Genomic DNA, 24,805 nt, shown 5'->3' with positions numbered 1-24,805 from the left:
TGGGATAGGTTCATTCTTACTCCTGTCTCCTGTCTCCTGTCTCCTGTCTCCTGTCTCCTGTCTCCTACTAAAAGACTAGTGAAGCGCAAACCCTACTTATTATAAAGTTGTGGGGAGTAGAGCAGTAGAGGAAATTGAATATTGAAGTAATTACAGAATGAACCTATCCCACTATTTTTAACAGGCTTATTTGTCTAAGTAGGGCTTGCTGATTAAATATTAAAGCATTGACTGATATTGGTTGTAGCATTTTTTGGTATAAAAAAGTGCACCTGTTTTCAGCTCAAAAAGCTCAAAAAGATAGTATTTTGGGACGATTATGGCAGAAAAATCATTCTAACAAAACGCCCGCTCCTACCTCTTCGCTCCCGAGCCATTTCTCCTGTCTCCTGTCTTCAGTATAGCTGTCTCCTACCTCAGCAACAAGACTAGTGAAGCGCAAACCCTAAGTAAAATGTGTTGGAAAATATTAATTTTTCGTTAAATAAATCAGTTTTCGTTCACCAATGTACATAGCTAATTTTCTGACACATATTAAGACGGAAGATCAACTTGGTTATCTGATTTTTTAGGTATTTCTATCAGTATACTTTATTGGTTTAATCGTTATTGGTATAATACCAAGCGTGAAAAAAGAATGTTACGAATAATAAGTGCGATTAAAATATAAGTTCAGGGAATGTCCCTTTGACAAAAAAGAGCATTTCCTACCTCAAAATCGGTATTGAAGCTATTCCCATACGACTTCTGACTCCTGACTCCTGACTCCTAATAAATTGCAACTCGTGGTGTATAGCAAAAAATGTATTTTTAAGTCCGCTAAAAACTATGAGCTAAACTGGGAAGAGATCGAGATTATATTGCTCTGTCAGGTTTGAATTAATCGGTTATTAAGGTAGAATTTTACGCAAGGATTATGGGAATACAAAAAAGCAATTCTCAGAAAAATGGATTTTTATTTAGTTGAATCCTATGCTATTTAAGAGTTTAAACTCATTTGAACTGCTAATTTGCTATAATCAGTCTAGGATATCCAAAAAAATCCCCTATTTTTTCTATCTATTGCTTGGGTTTTTCATATTTATCCTGATTTCTAACTCCCGACTTCTTAATCCTGAATTATACCCCTCCGCAAAATACTTTTTCAGCAAGTCCTACTGATTTTTGCCTAATTTCTGATTTACTAAACTGGGAATTTACACCTTATGCTAAACACACAAACAATCATTTCAATTTTATTAGTATTTATTCCAATTTCAATTGCAGGTAATTTCCTAGAATGGGGTTCATCAGCTATCTTTATTACATCTGCTATTGCAATTATTCCTTTAGCAGGTTGGATGGGTACAGCCACAGAAGAAATTGCTGTTGTTCTTGGTCCTAACTTAGGTGGATTATTGAATGCTACATTCGGAAATGCTACAGAATTAATTATTGGTATTATTGCTCTAAATGCCGGGTTAGTAAGCGTAGTTAAAGCTAGTATTACTGGCTCTATAATTGGTAACTTATTGTTAGTAATGGGTTTAGCAATGTTTTTAGGTGGGCTACGTTTCAAAGAACAAAAATTTCAGTCTGTAGTAGCTCGTTTAAATGCTTCAGCAATGAACTTAGCCGTAATTGCAATTTTAGTTCCAACAGCTGTAAATGCTACTTCTGATGGTATTAGTCAAAGTACTATGCAGAATTTATCGGGTGCAGTAGCAGTAGTTTTAATTGCTGTTTATATACTCACCTTATTATTTTCAATGAAGACTCACTCTTATTTATATGAAGTTGGTGTGGCAGGTAATGAGCCAGAAGAATCAGATTCTAATACTGAATCAGAAGAACATTCTAAGCATAAACCTAATTTATTACTGTGGATTTCTGTATTATTAATAGCAACTTTAGCCGTAGCATTTGAATCAGAATTATTGGTTGATTCTCTCGAAGAAGCTACAGCAACTTTGGGATTAACTACTTTATTTACTGGTGTAATTGTAGTTCCAATTATTGGTAATGCTGCTGAACACGCTACAGCAGTTACTGTTGCTATGAAAAATAAAATGGATTTGTCTGTTTCAGTGGCAGTAGGTTCTAGTTTACAGATTGCTTTATTTGTAGCACCAGTGTTAATTTTAGCGGGTTTATTATTGGGTCAACCAATGGATTTGAATTTTAATCCTTTTGAATTAGTAGCAGTAGTAGTAGCAGTATTAATTGCTAATTCTGTAAGTTCTGATGGTCGTTCTGATTGGTTAGAAGGAGCTTTATTATTAGCAGCTTATGCCGTTTTGGGATTAGCTTTTTATTACCATCCTGTCATTGAAGGATTAACTTGAAGTAGCACTCAGCACTCAGCTATCAGCCATCAGCTTCTCAAGGTGTATAATGAGGGATTAAAACCCTCATAAAAGGCGCACCACGCGCTTTTTCAAATAAGCGTGGGGGACTTAAACCCTTGAATTTTTAGCGCTCCAGCTAAATGCTGTTTGCGGAGCATGACCTAAGGAAAAGCTGATAGCTACTTAAATTGTGTAAAAGTTAATAAGATTGAATAGCTAATATCATGTCCGGATAAGAGCTTGATCAAAAAACTTTCTCCTTTTGCTCTTCCTTCTTCCCTCCTGACTCCTGATTCCTGATTCCTGACTCCTGACTCCTGACTCCTGACTCCTCTATCATGTCCGGATAAGAGCTTGATCAAAAAACTTTCTCCTTTTGCTCTTCCTTCTTTCCTCCTGACTCCTGACCCCTCCGTTGTTTATAACTAACTTATTTCTATGCTAGCCAAAAGAATTTTACCTTGTCTTGATGTTAATGCAGGTCGAGTAGTTAAAGGTGTCAACTTTGTTGATCTTCAAGATGCTGGAGACCCTGTAGAACTGGCCCAAGTATATAATGATGCTGGTGCTGATGAATTGGTATTTCTTGATATTACTGCTACTCACGAAGACCGAGGAACCATAATAGATGTGGTCTATAGGACTGCAGAGCAGGTTTTTATACCTCTAACAGTGGGTGGTGGTATCCAATCCTTAGAAAATATTAAAGATTTGTTAAGAGCAGGTGCAGATAAAGTTAGTATAAACTCGGCAGCAGTACGGAATCCTGACTTGATAGATCGGGCAAGTGACCGCTTCGGGAATCAATGTATTGTAGTAGCTATTGATGCCCGTCGTCGTCTAGACCCAGACAAATTAGGATGGGACGTTTATGTGCGGGGTGGACGAGAAAATACTGGTAAAGATGCAATATCTTGGGCATTGGAAGTAGAGAAAAGAGGCGCAGGAGAGCTTCTTGTTACAAGTATGGATGCTGATGGAACTCAAGCTGGTTATGATTTAGCGCTTACTAGAACTATAGCAGAGAATGTTCAAATTCCAGTGGTTGCTTCTGGCGGTGCGGGTAACTGTCAGCACATTTTTGAGGCTTTAACTGAGGGTAGAGCAGAAGCGGCTTTACTTGCTTCTTTACTTCATTATGGTCAACTAAGCGTGTCGGAAATTAAAGATTATTTGGCTAACCATCAAGTTCCTGTGAGACATGGTTAAGATGATTTTTAGATTTTTTGGCGTTGGTGAAAAGAGGTATTATATCCTCTCCGGATAAGAGCATGAACAAAAAACTTTTTCCTTCTACTACTCTTTCTTCTTCTTTCTTTCCTCCTGACTCCTGAGTTCTGACTCCTGACTCCTAAATAATTAAGATTAATATCATACACGCGCTTCATCAACGCCTATTTTTTTAGTAAAAAAATTAGGTTATTTTTTTAAGAAATGTTGTTAGAATAAAGTAACTGTTACAAAATGTAACTTATGTTATTCACTATTCTAATACTTGATGTGGCCTTAGTGGCTTGGTCTCTGCATCTCATGCAGGAATCATTTAATCATCGAGAGTTTTCCCTAATGCTAGCTGGTATTTTAGTTGCTACATCTGCTGCTGCAATGATGGTAGTTTATTTTCTGATGGGTACTTGCATGACTCACCTAACTCAAATGTCTCAACACTCCTATGCATATTTTTAAGCTGGTCTTGAAGGTATAGCGTTATATAGGATATTATATCGTGTCCGGATGATTAGGTATAATAAAACTTCAAAGAGCGATTATTCACCAGAAAACTTAGATGAAGCTCGAACATCTGCTGGTCTATCGTTGTCAGAAAATTATGGAGCAGCAGGAATTTGTTCGGGGGTTAACCTGTTTTCACGCTGTGGCCTCAAACTAGGAATTCTTAATCATCACTAATCATCTGGACATGATACAATAGTGTATGGAACAAGAGAATAGAATTAGGTAATTAAATTTTGGTCAATTAGTTTGGGAAAAAAAAATGTGCTTAAAGGGAAAAAAGCTAAAAACTTTTTTCCCAAATTGGCAAATCAAGATACTTGTACGGCAACACCCTCGATCTGCCCATTGTAGTTCGTACAAAAGTGACCCTAGGTTTCGGAATGGGGGAACATCATTCAATGAATCCAGTTGGTCTTTTGGCCCTATTCACCGGATGGCGTATCCTAGCACCTTCTAATGCTTTTGACTACATCGGTTTGTTCAATTCTGCTATGCAATTCCTCGACCCAGTTTTGATCGTCGAGTTCAAATCTCTCTATAGACCGAGAGTTTCTAGTCCCGAAGGTCGATTTGGACTATTTTATTTCTATGGCAAAAGCTAGGATTGCGGAAGTTGGTGAAGATATGACCCTCGTTACCTATGGTTCAGCCGTTGGGCGTTGCCAGGATTTAACTAAAATACTAGCAAATGACGGAATTTTCGTGGAAGTGATTGATTTGCGATCGCTGGATTCACCTAGTATTGATTACTATACTATTGGCAAGTCAATTCAAAAAACTGGTGCTGTTGTCATCGTGGAAGAAGCGACAGCCAGTCAAGGCATTTGTAAAACCATAGCTGCCAATATAACCGAAAAATTTTTCTCCAGTCTTCAAAGTCCAGTTATCTGCATTACAGGTAAAGATGTTAATCCTGTATCGCAAGCTTTGGAGGTATTAACTACGCTCCAAGATCAAGAAATACTCGAAGCGGTAACTTCAGCCGCTCGCAGAAAGAAGTGAGGTGATGGTAATGAACTGTGATATCCTAGTTATCGGCACTGGATCTGTATCTCAAGTTTTTTGTTATGCGATCGCCCTGGCTTTCTCCGAATCACTAAAACTGTGCGTCATCGGACGATCTAAAAACTCGGTAGATAAAGTCGTAACTATTGCTAATGCCCGTTCTGTTGCCTTCTCATCGAAGGTTACTTTTATTGGCGATTCTATTGATTGGGATAGTGAAAATGACCTGAGCGATAAATTAGCAACCTACTCTCCACGTTTAATTTTACAGACAGCATCTCTTCAGTCTCCCTGGGAATTTACTGCTTCCCAGTCTGCTTGGTGTTCTCTAATTAAGGAAGGGGGTTTTGGCATTACATTACCCTTACAAGCAGCCCTAGTTGCACGAGTTGCCTCGTTAATTAAACGGACAATGCCTACTGACTCAATTTTAGTCAATGTCTGTTACCCAGATGCAGTCAACCCACTTCTCAGTTATTTGGGGTTGCCAATTGTTTGTGGTGCAGGCAATGTTGGTATTATCTCTACGTTACTTCAATCCCTACTGAATTTGGGTAAAACTCGCCATTTTCAAGTCATAGCCCATCATTCTCATGTCATCAATTTAGCCGAGAGTCCAGAAGCTCGGCTAACCGAACTAGAAGGTCTTCGTATTTGGTTAGATGGGCAACAGTTCCATCAGATCGATACACTGCTTTCCCCAATCCAATCTATCAAAGGAGAGCAAATCAATCAAATTGTCGGTTGTCTATCCGCAGAGGTGGTCTTAGCTCTTTTGGGAAATTCTCCAGTACATACTCATGTTCCAGGCCCCAATGGCTTGCCCGGTGGTTATCCTGTAGTCGTACAAGGGGGCAAGGTTGAGATCGCATTACCTCAAGGTTGTACAATAGCTGAAGCAATTGAGTTGAATCGTCGGGCAGCTATTGAAGATGGAGTAGAAGCGATCGACACAGAGGGTTTTATTCGTTGGAATCAAAGAGCATCTCAAGCCATTAAGCAGTACGCACCATCTTTGGCTGAAGGTTTTCGTGCTGAAGACTTACAAAGAGTTTGTCAGGAGTTTATCAAGTTGAGAAATAGGTTAAGAAAGGAATAAATAAAATGACCAGGAATCAACATATTGCCCTCTGGACTTGCCCGAGAAGTCGCTCAACACTGATAGCGAGATCATTTGAACAGTTAGATGGTTGTCTGATTTTTGATGAACCGCTATATGCTCCGTACTTGTTGACACATGGTTTCGATCATCCTCATCGTCAGGCAATTATTGAATCCTGTGAAACCAACTATGAGAATGTAATTCAACAACTTTATGAAGAACTGTATCAATACCGCGTGATTTTTAGTTGATTTATGTAAAAATCGAAAAAAATAAAAAATAAAACAGCCAAAGACATGAAAAAATACAATTACCAGCAAATTCGCGAACTATGTTTGCAAAGTCCTCGACTAACAACCCTCTTCAATCACTTTGGGACTATTGCAGAAGGAGTAAAACAATTTCCCAGCAAGGCTATATTAGCGGATCTTAAGTTTTTATCCCAAGATTCGGGTCTCAACTTTTACCATGACTTACTTCAGCAAAATATAGAAACATTCACAAAGCATTTTTGTGCGAGTGTTCCCTATGCCTTGGAAGAGCGTTGTCGGATGGGATTAGCTATATCAGGACTTACGCAAAGACACTATATATAGCGCCTACTAATTTAGGCGATTGCTGACGCAAAGCTCCGCTAACGCTTGAAAAATTATAGCGATCGCCTAAATGAGAAAATCATCATAACTTATATAAAGACAGGTTAACATAGTTGATTTTCATAATTATAAATGTTGCTAACTGTAAATAAATTTTGCCAAAATACTCTAATTATAGGCTTTGTTGCACAAAAGATGATGTTTAGGGTAAAAATAAAGAAGTTAAGATGGTACACAAAATACAGTCAGTAGGTATGAGTAAATCTAAGTCCTTGTATCGGCTCAAAAACTGGTCTGAGTATGATGCATCCTTAAAACAGCGAGGGAGTTTGACTTTTTGGCTGACTGTGTTTTTTGCTGGCAAGAGAACTCCCTGGTTCAACAACTATACTCTAACCCTCACTTTTTTATGTTCCATCCCACATTCCGCAGTTCTCAATATATCTTTATATCTGTTTACATTCCCAAAATTTCTTGAACGATAAAATGTACTTACAGGAGTTGCGAACGCCAATATTCCTTGTTTTATGATAATTTTAGTAACAAAAATTTACATTCTGGGATTTTAGCTTGAATGGCTAAAACAATTGCTGGCTAAGGATATTAGCCGAAGTATAAAATTTATTTATCAATTAAATGTTAAGAAGTGCGGAATGTGGGTTCCATACAATTAATTTGTTGGCTAAAATTCTGATGATGATTCATGTATCTTTTTATGCTACATTCTGAAGTGCGGAATGTTGGTTTTAACTAAAAAACCCTAAAACCCTTATATGTCAATGCTTTTATGTTTAATCATCAAACCCTACTTAGACAACTTAAGTTGAAAAAGTAAAGGGAAAAAATTTGGGCGTTGGTAAAGCGCGTGTATGATATTAGTCTTAATTCTTTAGGAGTCAGGAGTCAGGAGCCAGGAGTCAGGAGTCAGGAGGGAAGAAAGACAGAAGAAATAGGACTAGAAGGAGAAAGTTTTTTGGTCGCGTAAAGGTCACGGAGTTCTATCGCGCTCTTATCCGGACATAGTATCATACCTAAAATTACCAACGCCAAAATTTGCTTACCAAAAATATCCTTTTTCCAGATTAGTTTGATTTTTTTGAGCATCATATTCCAGCAAATATTCGTGAGCGATCGCCTCTAAGTTACGGAGATTTTTTACTTCTGATTTACCAATTTCAGTATCAGTAGATAAAAGAATAACTTGATGACTAGCAGAAGGGAAATAACGTTCTACTAAATTCTGACGGTGGGATGAATCTAATCTACCCAAAGGTGTATCAATAGCGACGGGTAAATTTCTACCAGAAACCCTTGCCAAACCCCATAAAAAAGAAATTGCCAAAAGCTGTTTTTCTCCAGCAGAAATGCGATGTTTAGGAACAATTTGTCCTTGATTATCGTAGAGAGAAAGAGCAAAGTTATTAGTATCAATAGCCACGCGATGTACCAAATCTGATTTATGCAAAAGATAGCGGAAACACTCAGTAACTTCCATCTCTAACTTATTCAACTTTTTCAAAGTTAACTTCTCTTTAAATAGCTGCAAAGTTTTCTTCACTTTGCCAGAAGATTCAATGATATTTTGAATATTGTGACGTTCTATAGTTTCATCAGTATAACTAAATAATTCCTTCTTGGTTTGAGTAATAGTATCCTCCAATTTTTTACAATCGCGTTCACTATTTTCACAAGCTATCTGTATCCTAGCTAACTCAGTTTGTGCCTCCTGTAAAGCAGCTTCCAAAATTTCATAAGCTTCCGGAGATGCCGCACTTACCAACTGCTTTTCCAAAACATTAATTTCCACTTCAAAATCTTTGAGACGAGTTAAATTTTCCCGAGCATTTTTCCGACAATTTTCAATCTCATAGCGCAACAAATTTTCTAGTAAAGTTAATGCCTTCTCATCTGCTAATAACCAAGATTCATCACTTTGATTAATATCCTCTTCAATCATCATATTTTCTTGATGGAGAAACGTTTTAATTTTACTAATTTTGCCAGCAGGAATAGACAACTCATTCAGATAATTAACTAAACGTCGGTCTCTTTCTTGAAAAGCATCTAAAGCTATTTCTGCTTCATGTCGTAAAATCTCTACATCACCTTGAGAACTTGCTTGTTCCAAAAGAGGAGAAATTAAAGCCAGAGGTAAAGCTCCCGCAGCAAGTTCAATCATTTCCTGACGAGCATTTTCCATCTCTAATTCGACATCTTGAAATTCTTGTTTTAACTGACTTCTTTCAGCAGCAATTTTTCCCCCTTCCGAGACAAATTTTCTCATGGCTTTTTGCTGTTTTTGTTGAGCCTTTTTTAATTTATTTCCCAAATCTTTCGATTTTTCTGTAGCAACTTCCAAATCTGTCTTTTGCTGATGCAGTTTTTGTTCAATTTCCTCTAAATTTTTTAATTCTGTAGTTTTAGCAATTTGTTTCTTTTTCCGAGTCACCAAAATATCTAAATCTGTTGCCAGACGTTCAGCTAATTCCAGTCCTAATAATGATTGAATTGCATCTACAACCAAAGGTGGAGGAGTTTCTAGTTCAGCTAACTCTTTTACTTGTTCTCCATCAAAGAGAAATAGATTAGAAATTCCCAAAGGTAAGAGATTTTCTATATATTCATCCCAGGCATTTGCTAAGTAAGAATCAGGCCATTCACCATCAAGAATTCCCAAACTATCTTTGCCGTCTTTAGGATTTTTTTCCCAGGTACGAACTATGCGATATTCAACAATTTGGTCATCTTGAATATGTTCAAAAGCTAATTCAATGCGAGTTTTTTCTGTAGGTGGAGTATTACGATTTACACATTGAGAAAGAAAGTCGCCATAAGTTAAATTTCCCCTAGTTGAACATTGGGCGCGATGACCGTAAAGTGCGAGGCGAATAGCATCTAAAAGAGTAGTTTTTCCTCCTCCATTCATACCTCCAAATAAGATGATGGGGCGAGGGTGATCGGTAAGAGTAGGGCGAAGGTTTATTGTTTGTTTACCAGAGTATGGTCCGAAATTTTGTAAGACAAGTTCTAGGAAAATCATTTTTTAGGGAATAGGGAATAGGGAATAGGGAATAGGGAGTAGGAAAAAAAGTAGTGGGATAATTAACTTGATTTTTTTATTCTTAGAATTTACCTTTTTTCGGTAGGAGATAAGTTTGAAAAATAGAATTTTCTTGTCAACCAACGCCCGAATTTTTGCCTTTGACCTAGACTGAGAAAAACAAAGGTTTCCCAGAGGTAAGTTTGCCAGATAAATTTTCATAACTTTCTAGTCATTGTGGAATTTTTCCCGGTAGGAGATAGGTCTGACCAATCTAATTTTCTTCTCAAGTAACGCCCGAATTTTTGCCTCTGACTCAAACTGAGAAAAACAGAGGTTTCCCAGAGGTAAGTTTGCCAGATAAATTTTCATAACTTTCTAGTCATTGTGGAATTTTTCCCGGTAGGAGGTAAGTCTGACCAATCTAATTTTCTTGTATTTTTTGCCTCTGACTCAAACTGAGAAAAAGGGAGGTTTTCCACAGATGAGGTTTCCAGATAAATTTTCATAATTTTCTAGTCATTGTGGAATTTTTCCCGGTAGGAGATAGGTCTGACCAATCTAATTTTCTTCTCAAGTAACGCCCGAATTTTTGCCATTTTTGCCTCTGACTCAAACTGAGAAAAAGGGAGGTTTTCCACAGATGAGGTTTCCAGATAAATTTTCATAACTTTCTAGTCATTGTGGAATTTTTCCCGGTAGGAGGTAAGTCTGACCAATCTAATTTTCTTGTAATTTTTGCCTTTAACTTAGACTGAGAAAAACAGAGGTTTCCCAGAGGTAAGTTTGCCAGATAAATTTTCATAACTTTCTAGTCATTGTGGAATTTTTCCCGGTAGGAGGTAAGTCTGACCAATCTAATTTTCTTGTAATTTTTGCCTTTGACTTAGACTGAGAAAAACAGAGGTTTCCCAGAGGTAAGTTTGCCAGATAAATTTTCATAACTTTCTAGTCATTGTGGAATTTTTCCCGGTAGGAGGTAAGTCTGACCAATCTAATTTTCTTGTAATTTTTGCCTTTGACTTAGACTGAGAAAAACAGAGGTTTCCCATAGATGAGTTTTCCAGATAAATTTTCATAACTTTCTAGTCATTGTGGAATTTTTCCCGGTAGGAGATAGGTCTGACCAATCTAATTTTCTTCTCAAGTAACGCCCGAATTTTTGCCCCTGACTCAAACTGAGAAAAACAGAGGTTTCCCAGAGGTAAGTTTGCCAGATAAATTTTCATAACTTTCTAGTCATTGTGAAATTTTTCCCAGTAGAAGTTAAGTCTGGCAAATCGAGTTTTCTTGTAATTTTTGCCTCTGACTCAAACTGAGAAAAAGGGAGGTTTTCCACAGATGAGGTTTCCAGATAAATTTTCATAACTTTCTAGTCATTGTGGAATTTTTCCCGGTAGGAGATAGGTCTGGCAAATCGAGTTTTCTTGTAATTTTTGCCTTTGACTTAGACTGAGAAAAAGAGAAGTTTCCCACAGATGAGATTTCCAGAAAACATTTCATCAGTTGTTAGTTATTGTTGAATTTTGATCGTAGCAAATAAGTCTGAGAAATAGAATTTTCTTGTTCACCAATAGAGAATTTTTACCTTTAACCTAGACTTGCCAAAATAGAGGTTTTCCACAGATTAGTTTTCCCAAGAACATTTCATCAGTTGTTAGTCATTTTTGCATTTTTCCTATAGGGGATAGGTCTGACAAATAAAATTTTCGTCTCAAGCGACGGAGAATTTTTGCCTCTGACTCAGACTGAGAAAAACAGAGGTTTTCCACAGATGAATTTGCAAGATAAAATTTCATCAATTGTTAGTCATTTTTGCATTTTTCCCGTAGAAGAAAAGATAAATTTTCCAGATAAAGTTTCATATTTTTATTTCTCCCCTACTCCCCTATTCCCCTACTCCCTTACTCAATATCTGCCGAATTTTGAGGAGAAAATTTCATATTTGCCCAACTTAATTGTTTAATTTTATCTGAGACTTTTCCTCGTTCGACAGCTTTTTTAAGGTCTCTTTTATTATGAGCGTTTTGAATAGCTTCTTCCTTGGATCGAGAACTTGTTTCAAAACATTGTTCGAGACTTTCATAAATCTTATATCGGTGAGACTTAATATAATATTGTCGCTCTGTATCTAACAGTTTTGCCATAAGTTCAAGGTGCATTTCATCCCCATTACATATTTCTTCTAATACTGACCATTCATCACTACCTAAAAGACTTATTCCTGCACCAGGACGACAGTCTTCAAATTTCTCTCCTGTTACTTCTTCATATATACGAGGTAAACTATCATCAAACTCATGTTTTTCCTCTAACCAAATGCGTCTAATTTCACTCAGTTCTTCCAGAGAAATGAGAGTAATATCTCGCATATTTTCTGGAGCAGTTTCACGAATTTGTGTTTGAGCTTCTAACAGTTTTCTCAGTAAAGTATCTCGCCATTCTTTTTTGTACGGACCAGGAATTGGTTCTACAGAAACTTCACCATCTATATTCCGTTCAAATAGTTGAACTGTACCCCAAATTCGCCGAAAATCTCTTTTATCTCTATCAGAAATATCTAGTTCCCGACGCAAATCTACAAGAGGTTGTAACCATTCTTTTTCCTCATCATTTTGAATCATTGCTGACATAGATTTATCACTATCTACTAAAGTACAAACCCAGCATCCAAAACGAGAACTTCCACAACTAGGAGTAGAAGTATCAACTACTAACGGACATTCATTATCTTCCGTCGCACCTCGATACATTGCTAGTAAATCTTTATTACTATTTCCCCAAGGATTTTCCCACTGCATTAAATATAGCCAAACTTCATCAGTTCGCCAGTCTTCAATAGGAGTATAAAGTAAAGAATTAAGCAGACTAGGATGAGGACTCAAATGGTCTCTTATTCTACCAATTTCTCGTTGATTCATTATTGCAGCACGATTAGCACTTTCTGTTTTACGAGTTCCTAAAACAACTATTGTTTCCCCATTATTTCTAACAACATTACGAATAAAAATATTAGATGGATCTATTTTTAAACGGGGAGTACACCAGCGAAATGTATGACGCGGGGCTGGGTATCCTTTACCAAGTAATCCCACCCAGTATGTTTTTTTGACTTCTGGTTTTAATAAATGACATTCTATAGGTAGTTTATTATTTTTTGCCGCCTCTTCCATCAAGTTTAAAGAGTTAGTTACCCAAGCAGAAACGATGGGATTTTCTACTAATGTATCTGTGGTAATAACGTGGATAGTTTTAGCTCGTTTTTTTTTCGGAAGTTCAGCGATCGCATTCCATATTAGTTGTAATATTGCGGTGCTATCTTTACCGCCTGAATATCCAACAACCCAGGGAATAGAATCTAAACAATATAGTTCTTGAATTTCTGTAGTTAGTTTTTTTATGTCTTCTACTAATTCGGCAGTAGTTCTGCTGGGAAATAAAGATTGTTGTATACCTTTCATATTTAGAAATATCCTCAATTTTTTGATTAATATCTATTTTTATGAGATAAAAATATTCTGGCGATGCCATTGTAAAGCTTCTATTCTAGGAAAATATTTTTTTTCACTAGGCAACCAAAGCTGATTATCATTAAATTCTTTCATGGCTTTAGAATTTGGTGATTCTTCTTGAAAGTTATTGGAAACGATAATTCTATAATCATAATCATCAGAGATAGTAAATAAACCTTTATCGAATGCCCAATGATGATTTTTACAAAGTGATATGCCGTTATCTATTCTATTGTCATAAAATTTGGCGAATGGTTTTATATGCGCTCCATCTACAATATTTTGCTTGATTGACATGGTTACTTTTATTCCACAAAAAGCACATTTATAGTTATAAGTATGTACAACTGCTTTACGAAAAATACCATCTCTAAGTACAGATTTTCTGAAATATGATTTAGGCTGTTTTTGTTCTTCTTCTTGCTCATCATTTTTTTGAAAATTTTGATTAATTCTGATGAGTTCTTTGGTGTCTTTTTGGTTGGCTGAGAACCAATTTGCAATTAGTACATCTGTTAATTCTTTTCTGTGATTTTTATCTTGTAGTAATTCAAATAATTATGCATCAAAACTGGCATAATTAACTATTTTTCTTAGCTTTGTTAGTGATTTTGGCCTGTCTTCCTTTGTAACTGTTTTTTCTGGCAAAGTATTAATAAAGTCAGAGTTAAAGTTTATATGCCAAAAATTATCGCTCTGTAGATGGTAAAAAGGATAGTACAAACCACGTCGATGAGAATCAGAGGATAGAAGATCCCAGTATTGATTAAAAGTATCAACTAATTTTTTTGAAACATTAATTTCATTCTTTTGGATTAAACCTTGTGCAATCAAATCAATTACAGATAAAAGTAAAATTGGCTTGTGTTTGGCAGTACCTAATTTTTGACTTTTACTTGTATTAATCTCAGTAAAAAGTTGACAGTAGTATGCTAATTTTTTTTCTCTGCTTGATTCTTGATTTTTACTCATTTATAGCACTATTTCATTAATTGATAATTGATAATGGATAATTGATAATTACCTCTGGTTAAAACCGAGAGGAGAGGATTGAATATCAGGAAATATTATTTCTTTTCTTGCTCGATGGTCGGACAGCGAGGAGACCCTAAGAGTGACAGAGCCGCTCCGCTTTATATGTTGCGGAGCAAAACGCCATCCCTCGACCGCTTTTTTCCCCTTAAAAGGGGAGGCTTTAAACCAGAATTATTTAATAATTAATAATTAATAATTCGGTAAAACATCTATATTTTTACTATTTATTTGTCATAAACCAGCAGATTAACTAAATAAATATGCCAGATTAAATCTAAAATAACTACCAAAGTTAAATTTACCATAACCATTCTAATTCCTCCTTTTTTAACTAGCTATCAGCTATTAGCTAGCCTCCTGAGTCGGAACTACGTTAACAGCTATTAGCCTAAAAATTTGTGCTTATGTAATGGTATCTGTTTGCGGAGCATTCCGGAACGTCCAAGCTTGGGTTTAAATCCCCTTCTAAAAAACTGATTGCCGAACTGCTGTTTGCTCAGAATTCCGTCAGGAAACGCTTTTTCAATGGCAAAATTAAGTTGATTAGTTTCTCATTTATACCTGCTACTGTAATGTTGTACTTCTACAAAATAAATAAGTTTTTCATCCCTTTTTTTTACAGAAAGAAATGAACTATCTATTAGATACTATTTCTATTTTCAGTAAGGATGTATTCGTCAGCTAAAATAGCTGATATTCAAATTTATTAAGTAGTAAGTTTTAGGAAAAGTACTAATAAATTATTCATTTTTCTCTAAACACTATGCTCTGTGAAAACTAGCTGTTAATAGCTGAATGGCTATTATTTTGATGTTATAGCACTACGCATTAAAATTAGGACAGCTAAGAAACTTCAAAATATTACAGTTAAAATTTTTGACTCTAGCTCATAGCTGAATGTTGTTTGCGGAGCATGACAAACGGAAATGCTTATAGCTATAAAAAGACATCAATATTCATACCTCATGTTCCATCCGTTAGTATTGACATAATAAATAGTATATGATAAGCAAAATTACTATACAATTAATAATTATACTAACTCAAAAGTTTTTAAAAACGTTTATTGACAAAAATTTATATATGTAGTAATTTTCAAAAATCATTAAAAATATTTCCCAAAATCAGCGATGAAAAAGACCAATAAACCCACATCAGAAATAGCAAAAGAAATTTTAGAAAATGATAATCGAGAAAGAGAAGCGATCGCTATCCTTTTAGACAAACATATAGGCAAAGATGACAGACTTTTAGTACAAAAAACTATGATGGGAAAAACGGAAGCTTACATCGGTTCTGTCACTCTAGAATGGTTAGATAGTCGTGTACGTTTTGCCTCTCAACTACCATTATTTCGGCAAAAATTTGATATAGAAACAGATAATGTAATTCGTGATGCAGAAACAATAGATGAAATTCAACAACGACCTTTAGATTGGTCTCGTCAAGCCCCATTAACCCTATATTTAGCAACAAGAAAAGCTCACAAATTTCCAGCAGTATTAGTAGTAATTAGCCCCAGTTGGGTAGATAATCCCAAAGCAGAGGAATGGAATAAAAATGGTGAAGCAAATAAATCTGCTACTGATTTTTTACCCCTAGACTCAGCCGGAAAAGTAGGATTATTAGACCTACGTTTAGAAGTAGCAGTATTTGCCCTAGACGGTCAACATCGACTGATGGGAATTCAAGGTTTAATGGAATTAATAAAAACAGGTAGGTTGCCTAGATATAACAAACAAAAAAAACCAGTAGGTGCAGCTATTAATATTGATGATTTAGCGGAAACTCATAATATTGAATTACCAGAACTACAAAAATTAGCTTACGAACAAATAGGAATAGAATTTATTCCAGCAGTAGTAAAAGGAGAAAATAGAGCACAAGCACGACGGAGAGTTAGGTCAGTTTTTGCTCATGTAAATTTGACTGCTGTAAAATTAAGTAAAGGGCAGTTGGCATTATTAAATGAGGATGACGGGTTTGCCATTGTGGCTAGAAAAACAGCAATTTATCATCCTTTATTAAAGGAGAAAGATGATAGAAATCCACGGGTGAATTGGGATAGTGCAACTGTAGCAACTAAGTCTACTGTTTTAACAACTCTTCAGGCAATTCAAGAAATGTCTGAAAGATATTTAAAGCCTCGTTATCCTCATTGGAAACCTTCAGATAAAGGCTTAATTCCGATGTGTCCTGAAGAAGAAGAATTAGAAGAGGGACTAGAGGAATTTATGTTGCTTTGGAATTATTTAGCTAATTTACCTAGTTATTCAAGATTAGAAAATGGTGCCGAAACTCCAGAATTGAGAAGATTTAGTTTTGAAATAAAACCAGGAGAAGGTCATGTTTTATTTCGCCCTGTTGGACAAATTGCTTTTGCTGAAGCTCTAGGAATTTTAATATACAAAAAAGGATTTTCTCTGGAGGAGGTTTTTCAGAAATTAAATAAGTATGATGTGGATGGTGGTTTGAGTGGAATAGAATTTTTTGACTCTATTTGGTATGGGGTTTTATATGATTTTAATCGGAAGCGAATGTCGGTAGCTGGAAGAGATTTAGCAATGAGATTATTTATCTATATATTAGGTGGAATTTCTGACAAGATGGAACGAGCAGGAATTCGTCGAGAATTGGCAGAAGCAAGGAGAGTTGGGGAGAATCAAGCTGTAGATTTTCAAGGTAAGTTTGTGGAATTAAAAAAGGTAGGGTTGCCGAAAATTTTGTCTTAGAGTGTGAGAAAAAAAGGCAAGTTCAACAATTAATAATTAATAATTAATAATTAACAATTACCTCTCCTTGAAAAGAAGAGGATTTACTAATCATAAAAATTTTTTCTCTCTTGGTCGATGGTCGGACAGCGAGGAGACCTCGCCATCCCACCCAACGGGTGCGCTGCGAAGAGAGAACGACCGCTTGTTTCTCATTTAAAGGAGAGACTTTAAACCTTAATTATTTGGTGAGGAAGAGTTGATTGATGTTTTGAATTTTTTCAACTTCTTTAGACTAGCTTTAATGCAATAAGCTACAAAAATTTATCTGCAATGAAAGCTGTTTTATACCTAAGGGTGAAAAAAGAATACTTTTGTGAGGTGAAACTTCAATTATTAGGGTGCATCTCAATTTTGAATAAAGCCAAAAATTTATCGCTTTTAGGCAACAGCTCCGGAAAGCAACAGCGGTGCGACCCCGCGACGACGTCAGCTCGCTTGCGGAATGCGCACTCCTGTGAGGCAACAGGAAATATATAGGAAAAAGTATTTTTGCAAATATGAGATGCACCCAATTATTTAAGTAGGGCTTACCGATAAAAGCTAAAAGCACTCTTTTGATAAAGGTTTTAGCATTTAAAGAAGCGAAAAAAGTGCCTGGTTTTCAGTTGAAAACCCTCAAAAACTTAGCATAAAAGGCAGAAATTTTAGCAGAAAAATTAAGGGACAAATATATCCGACTATCTCCTAATTAATTCCTCGTTTCTCCTAATACCAATTCCCATGCATTATTGCTATACTTGGGCAATACTTCAGTTGTCAACTGATAGGTACAAGCAAAATCACTTTGTATGCTAATTTCAGCTTGCGTTAATGTTAATTATTGTGATGTTTGCTTCCCCTCCACGGTCGGGGCCCGCGGGTGGGTCTCCTGCTCAACAAAGTGTAGAAAAGTTTTTGAGAAATGGTATAACTATTCTCTACTCCCCTACTCCCCTACTCAATAATCAATAATACTACGCTACAAAATACTATTTTCAACCATGACTCAATAAATACTTTTCTAAATACTGCCAATGTTGATGTCCGTATTCTTCTTGTAGTAAATCTTTCACATCAGCATTAATAACTAATTCTCCATCTTGATTATCTTGGAATAGTAGTCCATGAGCAAGTACCTCTTGTAGATCGGTGAGAGTATCTATTAAATTGGCGATCGAATAATGTTCTTCTACCCATTCAACAGGACTAGGTATTTCAGAATTAATATTTATTGGATTATTAGTAGTAATTTCCATAATTTAATATCAGTAAAAACCCTGAATTTTAATCAATTTTTCAACTTTAATATATCATCTGATTATTCATGCCGTAATTTCAGTGAGCCTAGTCAAGGTGTTATTGTGACAAATTTTTATGTCTTTTGCGATCTAGATCAATAGTATAGTGTGACCTCTTGTGGATCTACGGATGTTGAAGAAAATCATTGGAGCTATTTCAACAATTAATAATTAATAATTAATAATTAATAATTAATAATTACCTCTCCTTGAAAAGAATTTGTACATCATCAGTATGGGAATTGATATATATAACTAGCCTATAATAACTGGATTTAGCATGAGTCTACCGATGGTCTGATTTGCACTATCTAAAGTAGTAATAAGTTAAAAAAGCGGTCAGCAGTCAGCAGTAAATGTTTAGAAGGGGACTGTTACCCCTCCGCGCACCTTCCGCTTTATAGAAACCTGGTATTTATAGCGGTTTTCACTCATGTTGACTACAAAGCTTCTGCCTTCTGCTCTCAGCATAGCTGCCTTTAAGCCAAAATCTCTGTATTCTATGAAACATGAAAACTGCTATAAACCCAAGTAGGGGCAAATGGCCATTTGCTAACGTAGAGCTGCCGAATGGCGTCCCTACAAGCTGTTAACACAGTTCCTCTGCAAGAGACTAGCTGTTTGCGGAGCATTCGGGTACGGAAATGCTAAAAGCTAATAGCTAGTTAAACAATATAATTAAGATGAATATAAACAAATTTTATGGATAGTATTTTTATTCAAATAGTTGCCTATCGCGATTTAGAATTAGTCCCAACAGTAGAAGAAGCGATCGCTCATGCCACTCATCCTGAACGCCTCACTTTTGGCATTTGTTGGCAGTATGGTACGGATGAGGAAAAGGACTATATCAGTAAACTTAAAGGTATTCAAGATTGTCGTATTATTGCAGTGCCTGCTTCTGAAGCTCGTGGCGTAGGTTGGGCGAGGTCTTTGGTACAAAAGTTGTGGCAAAAGGAACGTTATACTCTACAAATTGATGCCCACATGAGATTTTTGCCTGGCTGGGACATAGAATTGATTAAAATGCTGGAAATGTGTCCCAGTGAAAAACCTCTTTTGAGTACCTATCCTCCTGCTTACAGACCTCCCAGGGAATTGGTTGGGGATACGCCAAGTCGGTTAGAGGCAAAGGGGTTTGGAGATCCTGGTATTTTAAGTTTGAGAGCAATAGGTGATTTGAGTAAATGTAGTATTCCACAACTAGGAGCTTTTGTTGCTGCTGGATTTATTTTTGCAGATGGGTTAATTATTGAGGAAGTACCCTACGACCCGGAGATTTATTTTACTGGGGAAGAGGTATTATTTGCTGCTAAAGCTTGGACTAGGGGATGGGATATTTATCATCCTAATCTTAGTGTTTGTTGGCATTTTTATAATACTGGTAAAAAGCGGGTTGTACATTGGGAAGATCATCAAGATTGGTGGGTACAAAATAAGATATCTGAATCTCGTTTTCGTCAGATTTTGGGAATGGAAACTGCTACGGAAGATTTTGGCATTTATGGGTTAGGAAATGTCAGAAGTTTGGCAGAGTATGAAGCATTAGCAGGTGTGAGTTTTAAGGAACGTTGGTTTATTCGTTTTATGTAAGGAAGAAGGAAGAGGGAAGAGGGAAGAGGGAAGAAGGGAGAAGTCAGAAGTTAGAAGTTGGAAGTTAAAATTTAGGAAATTAGCTAACTACAAATATGAAAATTTTTTGCTTTGTTGGAAAGAGGAAAGTTGTCAGAATAGTAGTAGACAAACCATAAATATTTTTCCCAAATTTCGGAATCTGACTGGAGGAGGTTTTGCTAGAGATGGCAGATATTTTTTTGCGGTAAAAAGGAATGGCGTTTGCGAATATTTTTGCCTTTGATATAGATTAGAAAAAAATATAATTAATTCTCAAGCTAATAAATCATCTACTGCCATATTAAAACCTATTAAAACTTTTTGAGTAGTAACAACCTGACCAGAAGTAAACATTAAACCTTGATTTTCAGTAACTATTATTATCCATTTACTTTCAGGAAAAACTAACCAAACTTCTTCGCCACCAGACTCTAAATATTCCTGAGCTTTTAAAAAGACATTTTCAGCTAAATCTGTAGGGGAAATAATCTCTGCACTTAAAGGAAAACTCTTTAAGAAGGAAGAAGCAAGAAGCAAGAAGGAAGAAGGGAGAAGTCAGAAATTAGAAGGAAGAAGGAAGAAGCAAGAAAGAAGAAGGAAGAAGTAAGAAGCAAGAATATGAGATTGTATTGATAGTAGAGTTTGGCATCAATACCCAAATCAAATTATCAAATTATTGTGCTATTTTTCGTCTTTTTGTCGCTCCTGCTTAAAAGAACTCCTAACTATATCTCCAATTGATATACCTGAATCCTCTATTTTTGAATCTTGTATATTTATGTTGTACTTAGCTCTTTGAGTTTTACTTATTTGAAAAGGCAGTATTAGAAGCTCTGCAATTTTTTTAGAAAAAGTACCTATGTCTCGAATAATAAATACAAATATAACTAATTTTGCTAAAAAAGCTAGAATTTTACCCCAATCTGGAATCAATTCCAAGATTTGTGGCAGAGCAAAAAATAATATCAAGAAGCTGACAAAATTCATAATTCTAGAAATTTCATCCCTCTCACTTTTATATGTTCTTGGAATAAGTTGAACTTTGCTACTATCTTGATTTGAAACAAATAATTTTGGTACTTCATTTTCCTCAGTTCGCCTTCCCGACAAAAATCGAAACCCTACTTGACGTTTCGGTAAAATTTCTCTGATTAAATACCTTTTTTTTACTTCACCTTGCTGAATATCCTCTATCTCAAGTTTCTCTATACCCATTGAATTACCATTCAAAGGCGGCTCGAAAAATTCTTCTAAAATTCCAACATTTGTAGAAAGAAACTCAAAAGTAATTTCTTGATTTTTAATTACTTTTCTACCAGTATTTTCAATATCGCAAGAGATGATATACAAATCTGCAACCTGACAATTTTCACCATAAAGGATACTAATATTTTTCTGATCTATATCTTTTTTGAAATCTAAAATACTTGATGTATTTATTGTATAGGAAAGCTCCATTGCTTGGTCTTGACGTTGTTTGTTTGATGAAAAGTAATTAAATAATGCTACTGAAAAACCAGAGATAATAGCAATAGCAACCTTTTGCCAAAAATCACTATTTTCTAATGATGTTTTAATTGCTGTAAAATATTCGTTTAAGTGCTCCATTGGATAGTCTCTTTATTTTTTTCAATAAAAATGGTTAACCTGATATAGCAATCATAAATGATTTTATTTGTGAAAAAACTGTAGAGGTTTCGTTTCCAAACCGAGGGTAAAAATTGATTTAGAGACCAAACCCCTACGATAAAATATTACAACATAAGCACGGATGTCTATACCAATTTGTTAAAGATGTGGAACAGTTTAATCTCGCCAAAACGCCCTTGAAAAAGTCAGGTTTATGTCATAATTTTATTAAAATTGTATGAGTTTCCAAATTTATAATATTAAGCTCTCCCATTTTAATTCAAATATCTAGTGTGGGCATCTTACCCGCTATTAGTAACTGAGATAAAATTCGCTATAGCTGACAACTGGTAACTAATAACTATTAACTGTCAACTAATCGCTAATAACTAATCGCTGATAACTGATAACTATTAACTGATAACTGATAACTGTTAACTGTTAATCCACTGTCTAGTTCCGAAATATTTACAAGAATGAGCAGCAATATTAATAGAATTTGCCAATGCTTCTGTAAATTCCCCATCAAAAATATAGTGACAAAAAGATCCATGAAAAATATCACCAGCACCTAAAGTATCAACAGCATTAATTTTCGGAACTTCCACATTACCAAACTTACCTTGACTCAAATATTTAATAGGTTTTTCTCCTTGAGTAATAGCAATATGTGGAATATTTTGATTTGCTAAATAAGCAAAAACTTCCTCTAGACTTTCACAGTTAGGAGGATAAAAATTAGCAGAACAAATAGCATAATCAACAAAAGGTAAAATTTCTTCAAATCCTGGTTTCCAACTACCACCATCTATAACAATAGGAATATTTTTTGACTTAGCAAGTTGAGCAACTTCTAAACTCGCTGCCATTTGATGACCGTCGATTAAAACAATATCAATATTATGAATAATATCTTGGTCAATCAATTCTTTTGAGATTTGAGACTTAGTAGCATTGATAGAAATTACAGAGCGATCGCCTGTATTTTGAGTAGTAATAATTGATGAAACTGGTGGTGGTTCGTCACGATTTTTATCTAAGTCTTGTATTGTGACATTATGCTTTTCTAAATCAGCTCTAATTAGGTGAGTTATAGGATGATTTCCTAACCCACAGAGAAGAGTTGTTTGATTGCCAAAATAGCTAAATGTTACTGCTGCATTTGTGGCAGGTCCCCCTGCTGTAATAGTATAATCGGAAGCAACAACTTTTTGATTTTTCTCAGGATAAGTTGCTGTGAGATAAACTAAATCTAAGGTTATTAATCCGACAAATAATCCGGTTTTAGTCATTGTTTTTTTCTGGTTTACAAATTTTAAAAAATATATTTATATCCAAAAGTAAAGTAAGTATTGTATTAGGAACAATTTGAATATCCGGTTGATCTTAAACCTCAAGAAATTAATCTGACAAATAGTCTGATGTGAGTCATTAATTTTTTCTGTTCATCTATCTCATAGATACTTGTAAAAATTTTTAGTAGAGTATGGCACTACAAAAAAACGCCTGTAACAACCATAAGATTCTAGTACACTGCAATTCATAGTTTTGATTTAAGTTTAAAACTAAGTTCTGATAACTATATAATAAATTTATTTATTGAAAATTGGTGTATCTAAAAATTAGTATAAATGAATAAACTAACAGTAAATTTTTGCTACCCAATAATGCCATCTCAACTTAAATTACGACCCTATCAAGAACAAGCTATTAATAATTGGTTTACAAATAGAGGTAGGGGAATTTTGAAGATGGCAACAGGTAGTGGAAAAACAATAACTGCCTTAGCGATCGCTACTCAGCTTTATCAAAAAATTGCTTTACAAGCATTAATTGTGATTTGTCCTTACTGTCATTTAGTAACTCAATGGGCAAGAGAATGTGAAAAGTTTAATCTTAAACCAATTCTCGCTTTTGAGAATGTACATACTTGGCAAAATCAACTTTCTACTACACTTTATAATATTCATTCTGGCTATGAAGAATTTATTACTGTTATTACTACGAACTCTACTTTTATTTCAGACAGTCTCCAATCTCAGATTAAATATTTTCCTGAAAAAACTCTGATTATTGGGGATGAAGCACATCATTTAGGTTCGCCCAAGTTAGAAAAGAATTTACCAAAAAATATTGGTTTAAGACTTGCTTTGTCTGCCACGCCAGAAAGATATTTTGATGACCAAGGAACTACGGCAATTTTAGATTATTTTGGTGAAGTATTACAGCCTGAATTAACTTTAGCTGATGCTATTAGACAAGGTGCTTTAGCTCGTTATCTTTATTATCCAGTTTTAGTAGAACTAACCGAAGCAGAAAGTCGCGCTTATGCTAAATTAACTTCCAAGATTGGTTGGGCATTATTATTATCAGAAAAAGAAAATGTAGAAATAGAAAAAGAAGATTTAACAGCTTTATTAATGCAGCGTTCTCGTTTAGTCGCTTCAGCAACAAATAAATTAACAGCATTAAAAGCATTAATGGCAAACCGTTTACAAACCAGTCATACTTTATTTTATTGTGGGGATAGTTCGGTAGAAACTGAAGATATTTCAAATTTAAGACAAATGGAAGCAGTGGTAAGAATATTAGGTTATGAATTAGGTTATCGAGTTAATACTTATACTGCTGAAACTCCAATTAAAAAAAGAGAAAAATTAAGACAACAATTTGAAAGTGGAGAATTGCAAGGTTTAGTAGCAATTAGATGTTTAGATGAAGGAGTAGATATACCAGCAATTAAAAATGCAGTTATTTTAGCAAGTAGTCAAAATCCTCGACAGTTTATTCAGAGAAGAGGCAGAATTTTACGACCTCATCCAAGTAAGGAAAGGGCAACTTTATTTGACATGATTGTTTTGCCTCCTGATATGGGTAGAAGCACATTGGAAGTAGAACGAAATTTACTTAGAAAAGAGTTGAAAAGGTTCTTAGAATTTGCAGATTTAGCAGATAATTCTGGAGAAGCTAGGAGAAAGTTATTAAACATTCAAAAAAGATACGGATTATTAGATATTTAGGGTTTGCTGAATAAAGCTAAAAGTCAGGTTATTGGCATCAATTTACTGAAATTTTCTGCTGAAATTCAAGAAAATTTCTTCACATAAAATTGCCGAAACCGTTGCCTGTTCCGCCATCTCCGTGTCTCCGTGTCTCCGCG

30 protein-coding genes are annotated in these 24,805 nt (G+C 35.3%); 13 read left to right on the top strand and 17 right to left on the bottom strand.

Translation table 11 applies throughout. From position 1 onward, the window contains the following. The first annotated feature begins 1,205 nt into the window (after nt 1-1,205). The 10 genes from cax to F6K15_RS25345 all read left to right on the top strand — a co-directional run bounded on the left by cax (nt 1,206) and on the right by F6K15_RS25345 (nt 7,749). On the top strand, nt 1,206-2,324 hold the full coding sequence (gene cax, locus F6K15_RS25390; RefSeq protein WP_293066023.1) for a calcium/proton exchanger: 1,119 nt from the start codon (nt 1,206-1,208) through the stop codon (nt 2,322-2,324). Between the two features lie 441 nt (nt 2,325-2,765). Continuing rightward, nucleotides 2,766-3,536 carry an imidazole glycerol phosphate synthase subunit HisF gene (gene hisF, locus F6K15_RS25385; protein WP_293066020.1) on the top strand — a complete coding sequence of 257 codons (771 nt, stop codon included), beginning with the start codon at nt 2,766-2,768 and terminating at the stop codon, nt 3,534-3,536. Between the two features lie 264 nt (nt 3,537-3,800). Further along, nucleotides 3,801-4,013 carry a hypothetical protein gene (locus tag F6K15_RS25380; protein WP_124142948.1) on the top strand — a complete coding sequence of 71 codons (213 nt, stop codon included), beginning with the start codon at nt 3,801-3,803 and terminating at the stop codon, nt 4,011-4,013. 48 nt (nt 4,014-4,061) lie between these two features. Beyond that, complete coding sequence (locus F6K15_RS25375; protein ID WP_293066016.1) at nt 4,062-4,235, top strand: hypothetical protein; 174 nt, start codon at nt 4,062-4,064, stop codon at nt 4,233-4,235. A 143-nt stretch (nt 4,236-4,378) separates the two neighbouring features. Continuing rightward, entirely contained in the window at nt 4,379-4,663 is a 285-nt protein-coding gene (locus tag F6K15_RS25370) for a hypothetical protein (protein ID WP_293066014.1), read from the top strand. Continuing rightward, nucleotides 4,650-5,063: a transketolase C-terminal domain-containing protein gene (locus tag F6K15_RS25365; protein ID WP_293066011.1), complete on the top strand. Its 414-nt coding sequence runs from the start codon at nt 4,650-4,652 to the stop codon at nt 5,061-5,063. The genes F6K15_RS25370 and F6K15_RS25365 overlap by 14 nt, the downstream gene beginning before the upstream one ends. A 10-nt stretch (nt 5,064-5,073) precedes the next feature. After that, nucleotides 5,074-6,165: a hypothetical protein gene (locus F6K15_RS25360; protein WP_293066008.1), complete on the top strand. Its 1,092-nt coding sequence runs from the start codon at nt 5,074-5,076 to the stop codon at nt 6,163-6,165. A 5-nt stretch (nt 6,166-6,170) separates the two neighbouring features. Beyond that, nucleotides 6,171-6,419 (top strand): hypothetical protein, encoded by a 249-nt coding sequence (locus F6K15_RS25355; RefSeq protein WP_293066006.1) that lies wholly within the window; start codon nt 6,171-6,173, stop codon nt 6,417-6,419. A gap of 45 nt (nt 6,420-6,464) precedes the next feature. Then, nucleotides 6,465-6,764: a hypothetical protein gene (locus tag F6K15_RS25350; RefSeq protein ID WP_293066003.1), complete on the top strand. Its 300-nt coding sequence runs from the start codon at nt 6,465-6,467 to the stop codon at nt 6,762-6,764. A gap of 853 nt (nt 6,765-7,617) precedes the next feature. After that, complete coding sequence (locus F6K15_RS25345; protein WP_293066001.1) at nt 7,618-7,749, top strand: hypothetical protein; 132 nt, start codon at nt 7,618-7,620, stop codon at nt 7,747-7,749. 72 nt (nt 7,750-7,821) lie between these two features. Here the strand turns inward: F6K15_RS25345 and dndD are convergent, their stop codons facing one another. The 13 genes from dndD to F6K15_RS25280 form a co-directional block, all read right to left on the bottom strand. Further along, complete coding sequence (dndD, locus tag F6K15_RS25340) at nt 7,822-9,804, bottom strand: DNA sulfur modification protein DndD (protein WP_293065999.1); 1,983 nt, start codon at nt 9,802-9,804, stop codon at nt 7,822-7,824. Nucleotides 9,805-10,032: 228 nt separating this feature from the next. Then, nucleotides 10,033-10,176: a hypothetical protein gene (locus tag F6K15_RS25335; protein WP_293065997.1), complete on the bottom strand. Its 144-nt coding sequence runs from the start codon at nt 10,174-10,176 to the stop codon at nt 10,033-10,035. Then, nucleotides 10,173-10,313: a hypothetical protein gene (locus F6K15_RS25330; protein ID WP_293065994.1), complete on the bottom strand. Its 141-nt coding sequence runs from the start codon at nt 10,311-10,313 to the stop codon at nt 10,173-10,175. The genes F6K15_RS25335 and F6K15_RS25330 overlap by 4 nt, the downstream gene beginning before the upstream one ends. Before the next feature lie 6 nt (nt 10,314-10,319). Beyond that, nucleotides 10,320-10,472 carry a hypothetical protein gene (locus F6K15_RS25325; RefSeq protein WP_293065992.1) on the bottom strand — a complete coding sequence of 51 codons (153 nt, stop codon included), beginning with the start codon at nt 10,470-10,472 and terminating at the stop codon, nt 10,320-10,322. Further along, a complete protein-coding gene (locus F6K15_RS25320; protein ID WP_293065989.1) occupies nt 10,469-10,609 on the bottom strand; it encodes a hypothetical protein in 141 nt (46 codons plus the stop codon). Before F6K15_RS25320 ends, F6K15_RS25325 begins: the two co-directional genes overlap by 4 nt. Beyond that, nucleotides 10,606-10,746: a hypothetical protein gene (locus F6K15_RS25315; RefSeq protein ID WP_293065986.1), complete on the bottom strand. Its 141-nt coding sequence runs from the start codon at nt 10,744-10,746 to the stop codon at nt 10,606-10,608. The genes F6K15_RS25320 and F6K15_RS25315 overlap by 4 nt, the downstream gene beginning before the upstream one ends. Further along, nucleotides 10,743-10,883: a hypothetical protein gene (locus tag F6K15_RS25310; protein WP_293065984.1), complete on the bottom strand. Its 141-nt coding sequence runs from the start codon at nt 10,881-10,883 to the stop codon at nt 10,743-10,745. The genes F6K15_RS25315 and F6K15_RS25310 overlap by 4 nt, the downstream gene beginning before the upstream one ends. Before the next feature lie 6 nt (nt 10,884-10,889). Next, nucleotides 10,890-11,033: a hypothetical protein gene (locus F6K15_RS25305; RefSeq protein WP_293065982.1), complete on the bottom strand. Its 144-nt coding sequence runs from the start codon at nt 11,031-11,033 to the stop codon at nt 10,890-10,892. Continuing rightward, the gene (locus F6K15_RS25300; RefSeq protein ID WP_293065980.1) at nt 11,030-11,170 is read right to left on the bottom strand and encodes a hypothetical protein; all 141 of its coding nucleotides are present in this window, start codon (nt 11,168-11,170) and stop codon (nt 11,030-11,032) included. Before F6K15_RS25300 ends, F6K15_RS25305 begins: the two co-directional genes overlap by 4 nt. Before the next feature lie 295 nt (nt 11,171-11,465). Further along, the gene (locus tag F6K15_RS25295; RefSeq protein WP_293065977.1) at nt 11,466-11,603 is read right to left on the bottom strand and encodes a hypothetical protein; all 138 of its coding nucleotides are present in this window, start codon (nt 11,601-11,603) and stop codon (nt 11,466-11,468) included. 105 nt (nt 11,604-11,708) lie between these two features. Beyond that, nucleotides 11,709-13,265 (bottom strand): DNA phosphorothioation system sulfurtransferase DndC, encoded by a 1,557-nt coding sequence (dndC, locus tag F6K15_RS25290; RefSeq protein ID WP_293065974.1) that lies wholly within the window; start codon nt 13,263-13,265, stop codon nt 11,709-11,711. A gap of 39 nt (nt 13,266-13,304) precedes the next feature. After that, nucleotides 13,305-13,679: an HNH endonuclease gene (locus F6K15_RS25285; RefSeq protein WP_293066028.1), complete on the bottom strand. Its 375-nt coding sequence runs from the start codon at nt 13,677-13,679 to the stop codon at nt 13,305-13,307. A gap of 195 nt (nt 13,680-13,874) precedes the next feature. Then, entirely contained in the window at nt 13,875-14,288 is a 414-nt protein-coding gene (locus tag F6K15_RS25280) for a hypothetical protein (protein ID WP_293065972.1), read from the bottom strand. Between the two features lie 1,193 nt (nt 14,289-15,481). Here F6K15_RS25280 and F6K15_RS25275 point away from each other — a divergent pair. Further along, a complete protein-coding gene (locus F6K15_RS25275; protein ID WP_293065969.1) occupies nt 15,482-17,083 on the top strand; it encodes a DGQHR domain-containing protein in 1,602 nt (533 codons plus the stop codon). A 1,016-nt stretch (nt 17,084-18,099) separates the two neighbouring features. Here the strand turns inward: F6K15_RS25275 and F6K15_RS25270 are convergent. Continuing rightward, nucleotides 18,100-18,360: a hypothetical protein gene (locus F6K15_RS25270; protein ID WP_293065967.1), complete on the bottom strand. Its 261-nt coding sequence runs from the start codon at nt 18,358-18,360 to the stop codon at nt 18,100-18,102. 744 nt (nt 18,361-19,104) lie between these two features. On the opposite strand from F6K15_RS25270, the gene F6K15_RS25265 reads away from it, so the two are divergent. Then, entirely contained in the window at nt 19,105-19,995 is an 891-nt protein-coding gene (locus F6K15_RS25265) for a GlcNAc-transferase family protein (protein ID WP_293065965.1), read from the top strand. 294 nt (nt 19,996-20,289) lie between these two features. Here the strand turns inward: F6K15_RS25265 and F6K15_RS25260 are convergent, their stop codons facing one another. From F6K15_RS25260 to F6K15_RS25250, 3 genes are all read right to left on the bottom strand, one after another. Further along, nucleotides 20,290-20,553, bottom strand: a complete 264-nt coding sequence (locus tag F6K15_RS25260) for a hypothetical protein (protein WP_363268672.1) — start codon at nt 20,551-20,553, stop codon at nt 20,290-20,292. A gap of 144 nt (nt 20,554-20,697) precedes the next feature. After that, nucleotides 20,698-21,624 (bottom strand): hypothetical protein, encoded by a 927-nt coding sequence (locus F6K15_RS25255; RefSeq protein WP_293065963.1) that lies wholly within the window; start codon nt 21,622-21,624, stop codon nt 20,698-20,700. A 455-nt stretch (nt 21,625-22,079) separates the two neighbouring features. Next, entirely contained in the window at nt 22,080-22,937 is an 858-nt protein-coding gene (locus tag F6K15_RS25250) for a sugar kinase (protein WP_293065961.1), read from the bottom strand. A 339-nt stretch (nt 22,938-23,276) separates the two neighbouring features. Between F6K15_RS25250 and F6K15_RS25245 the strand changes: the two genes are divergently transcribed. After that, nucleotides 23,277-24,665, top strand: coding sequence for a DNA phosphorothioation system restriction enzyme (locus F6K15_RS25245; RefSeq protein WP_293065958.1), 1,389 nt, complete (start codon nt 23,277-23,279; stop codon nt 24,663-24,665). Nucleotides 24,666-24,805: the final 140 nt, after the last annotated feature.

Source organism: Okeania sp. SIO2B3 (assembly GCF_010672525.1).
Lineage (GTDB): Bacteria > Cyanobacteriota > Cyanobacteriia > Cyanobacteriales > Microcoleaceae > Okeania.
The sequence above is the reverse complement of the archived record's forward strand: the minus strand, read 5'-3'. Positions and strand labels throughout refer to the sequence as shown.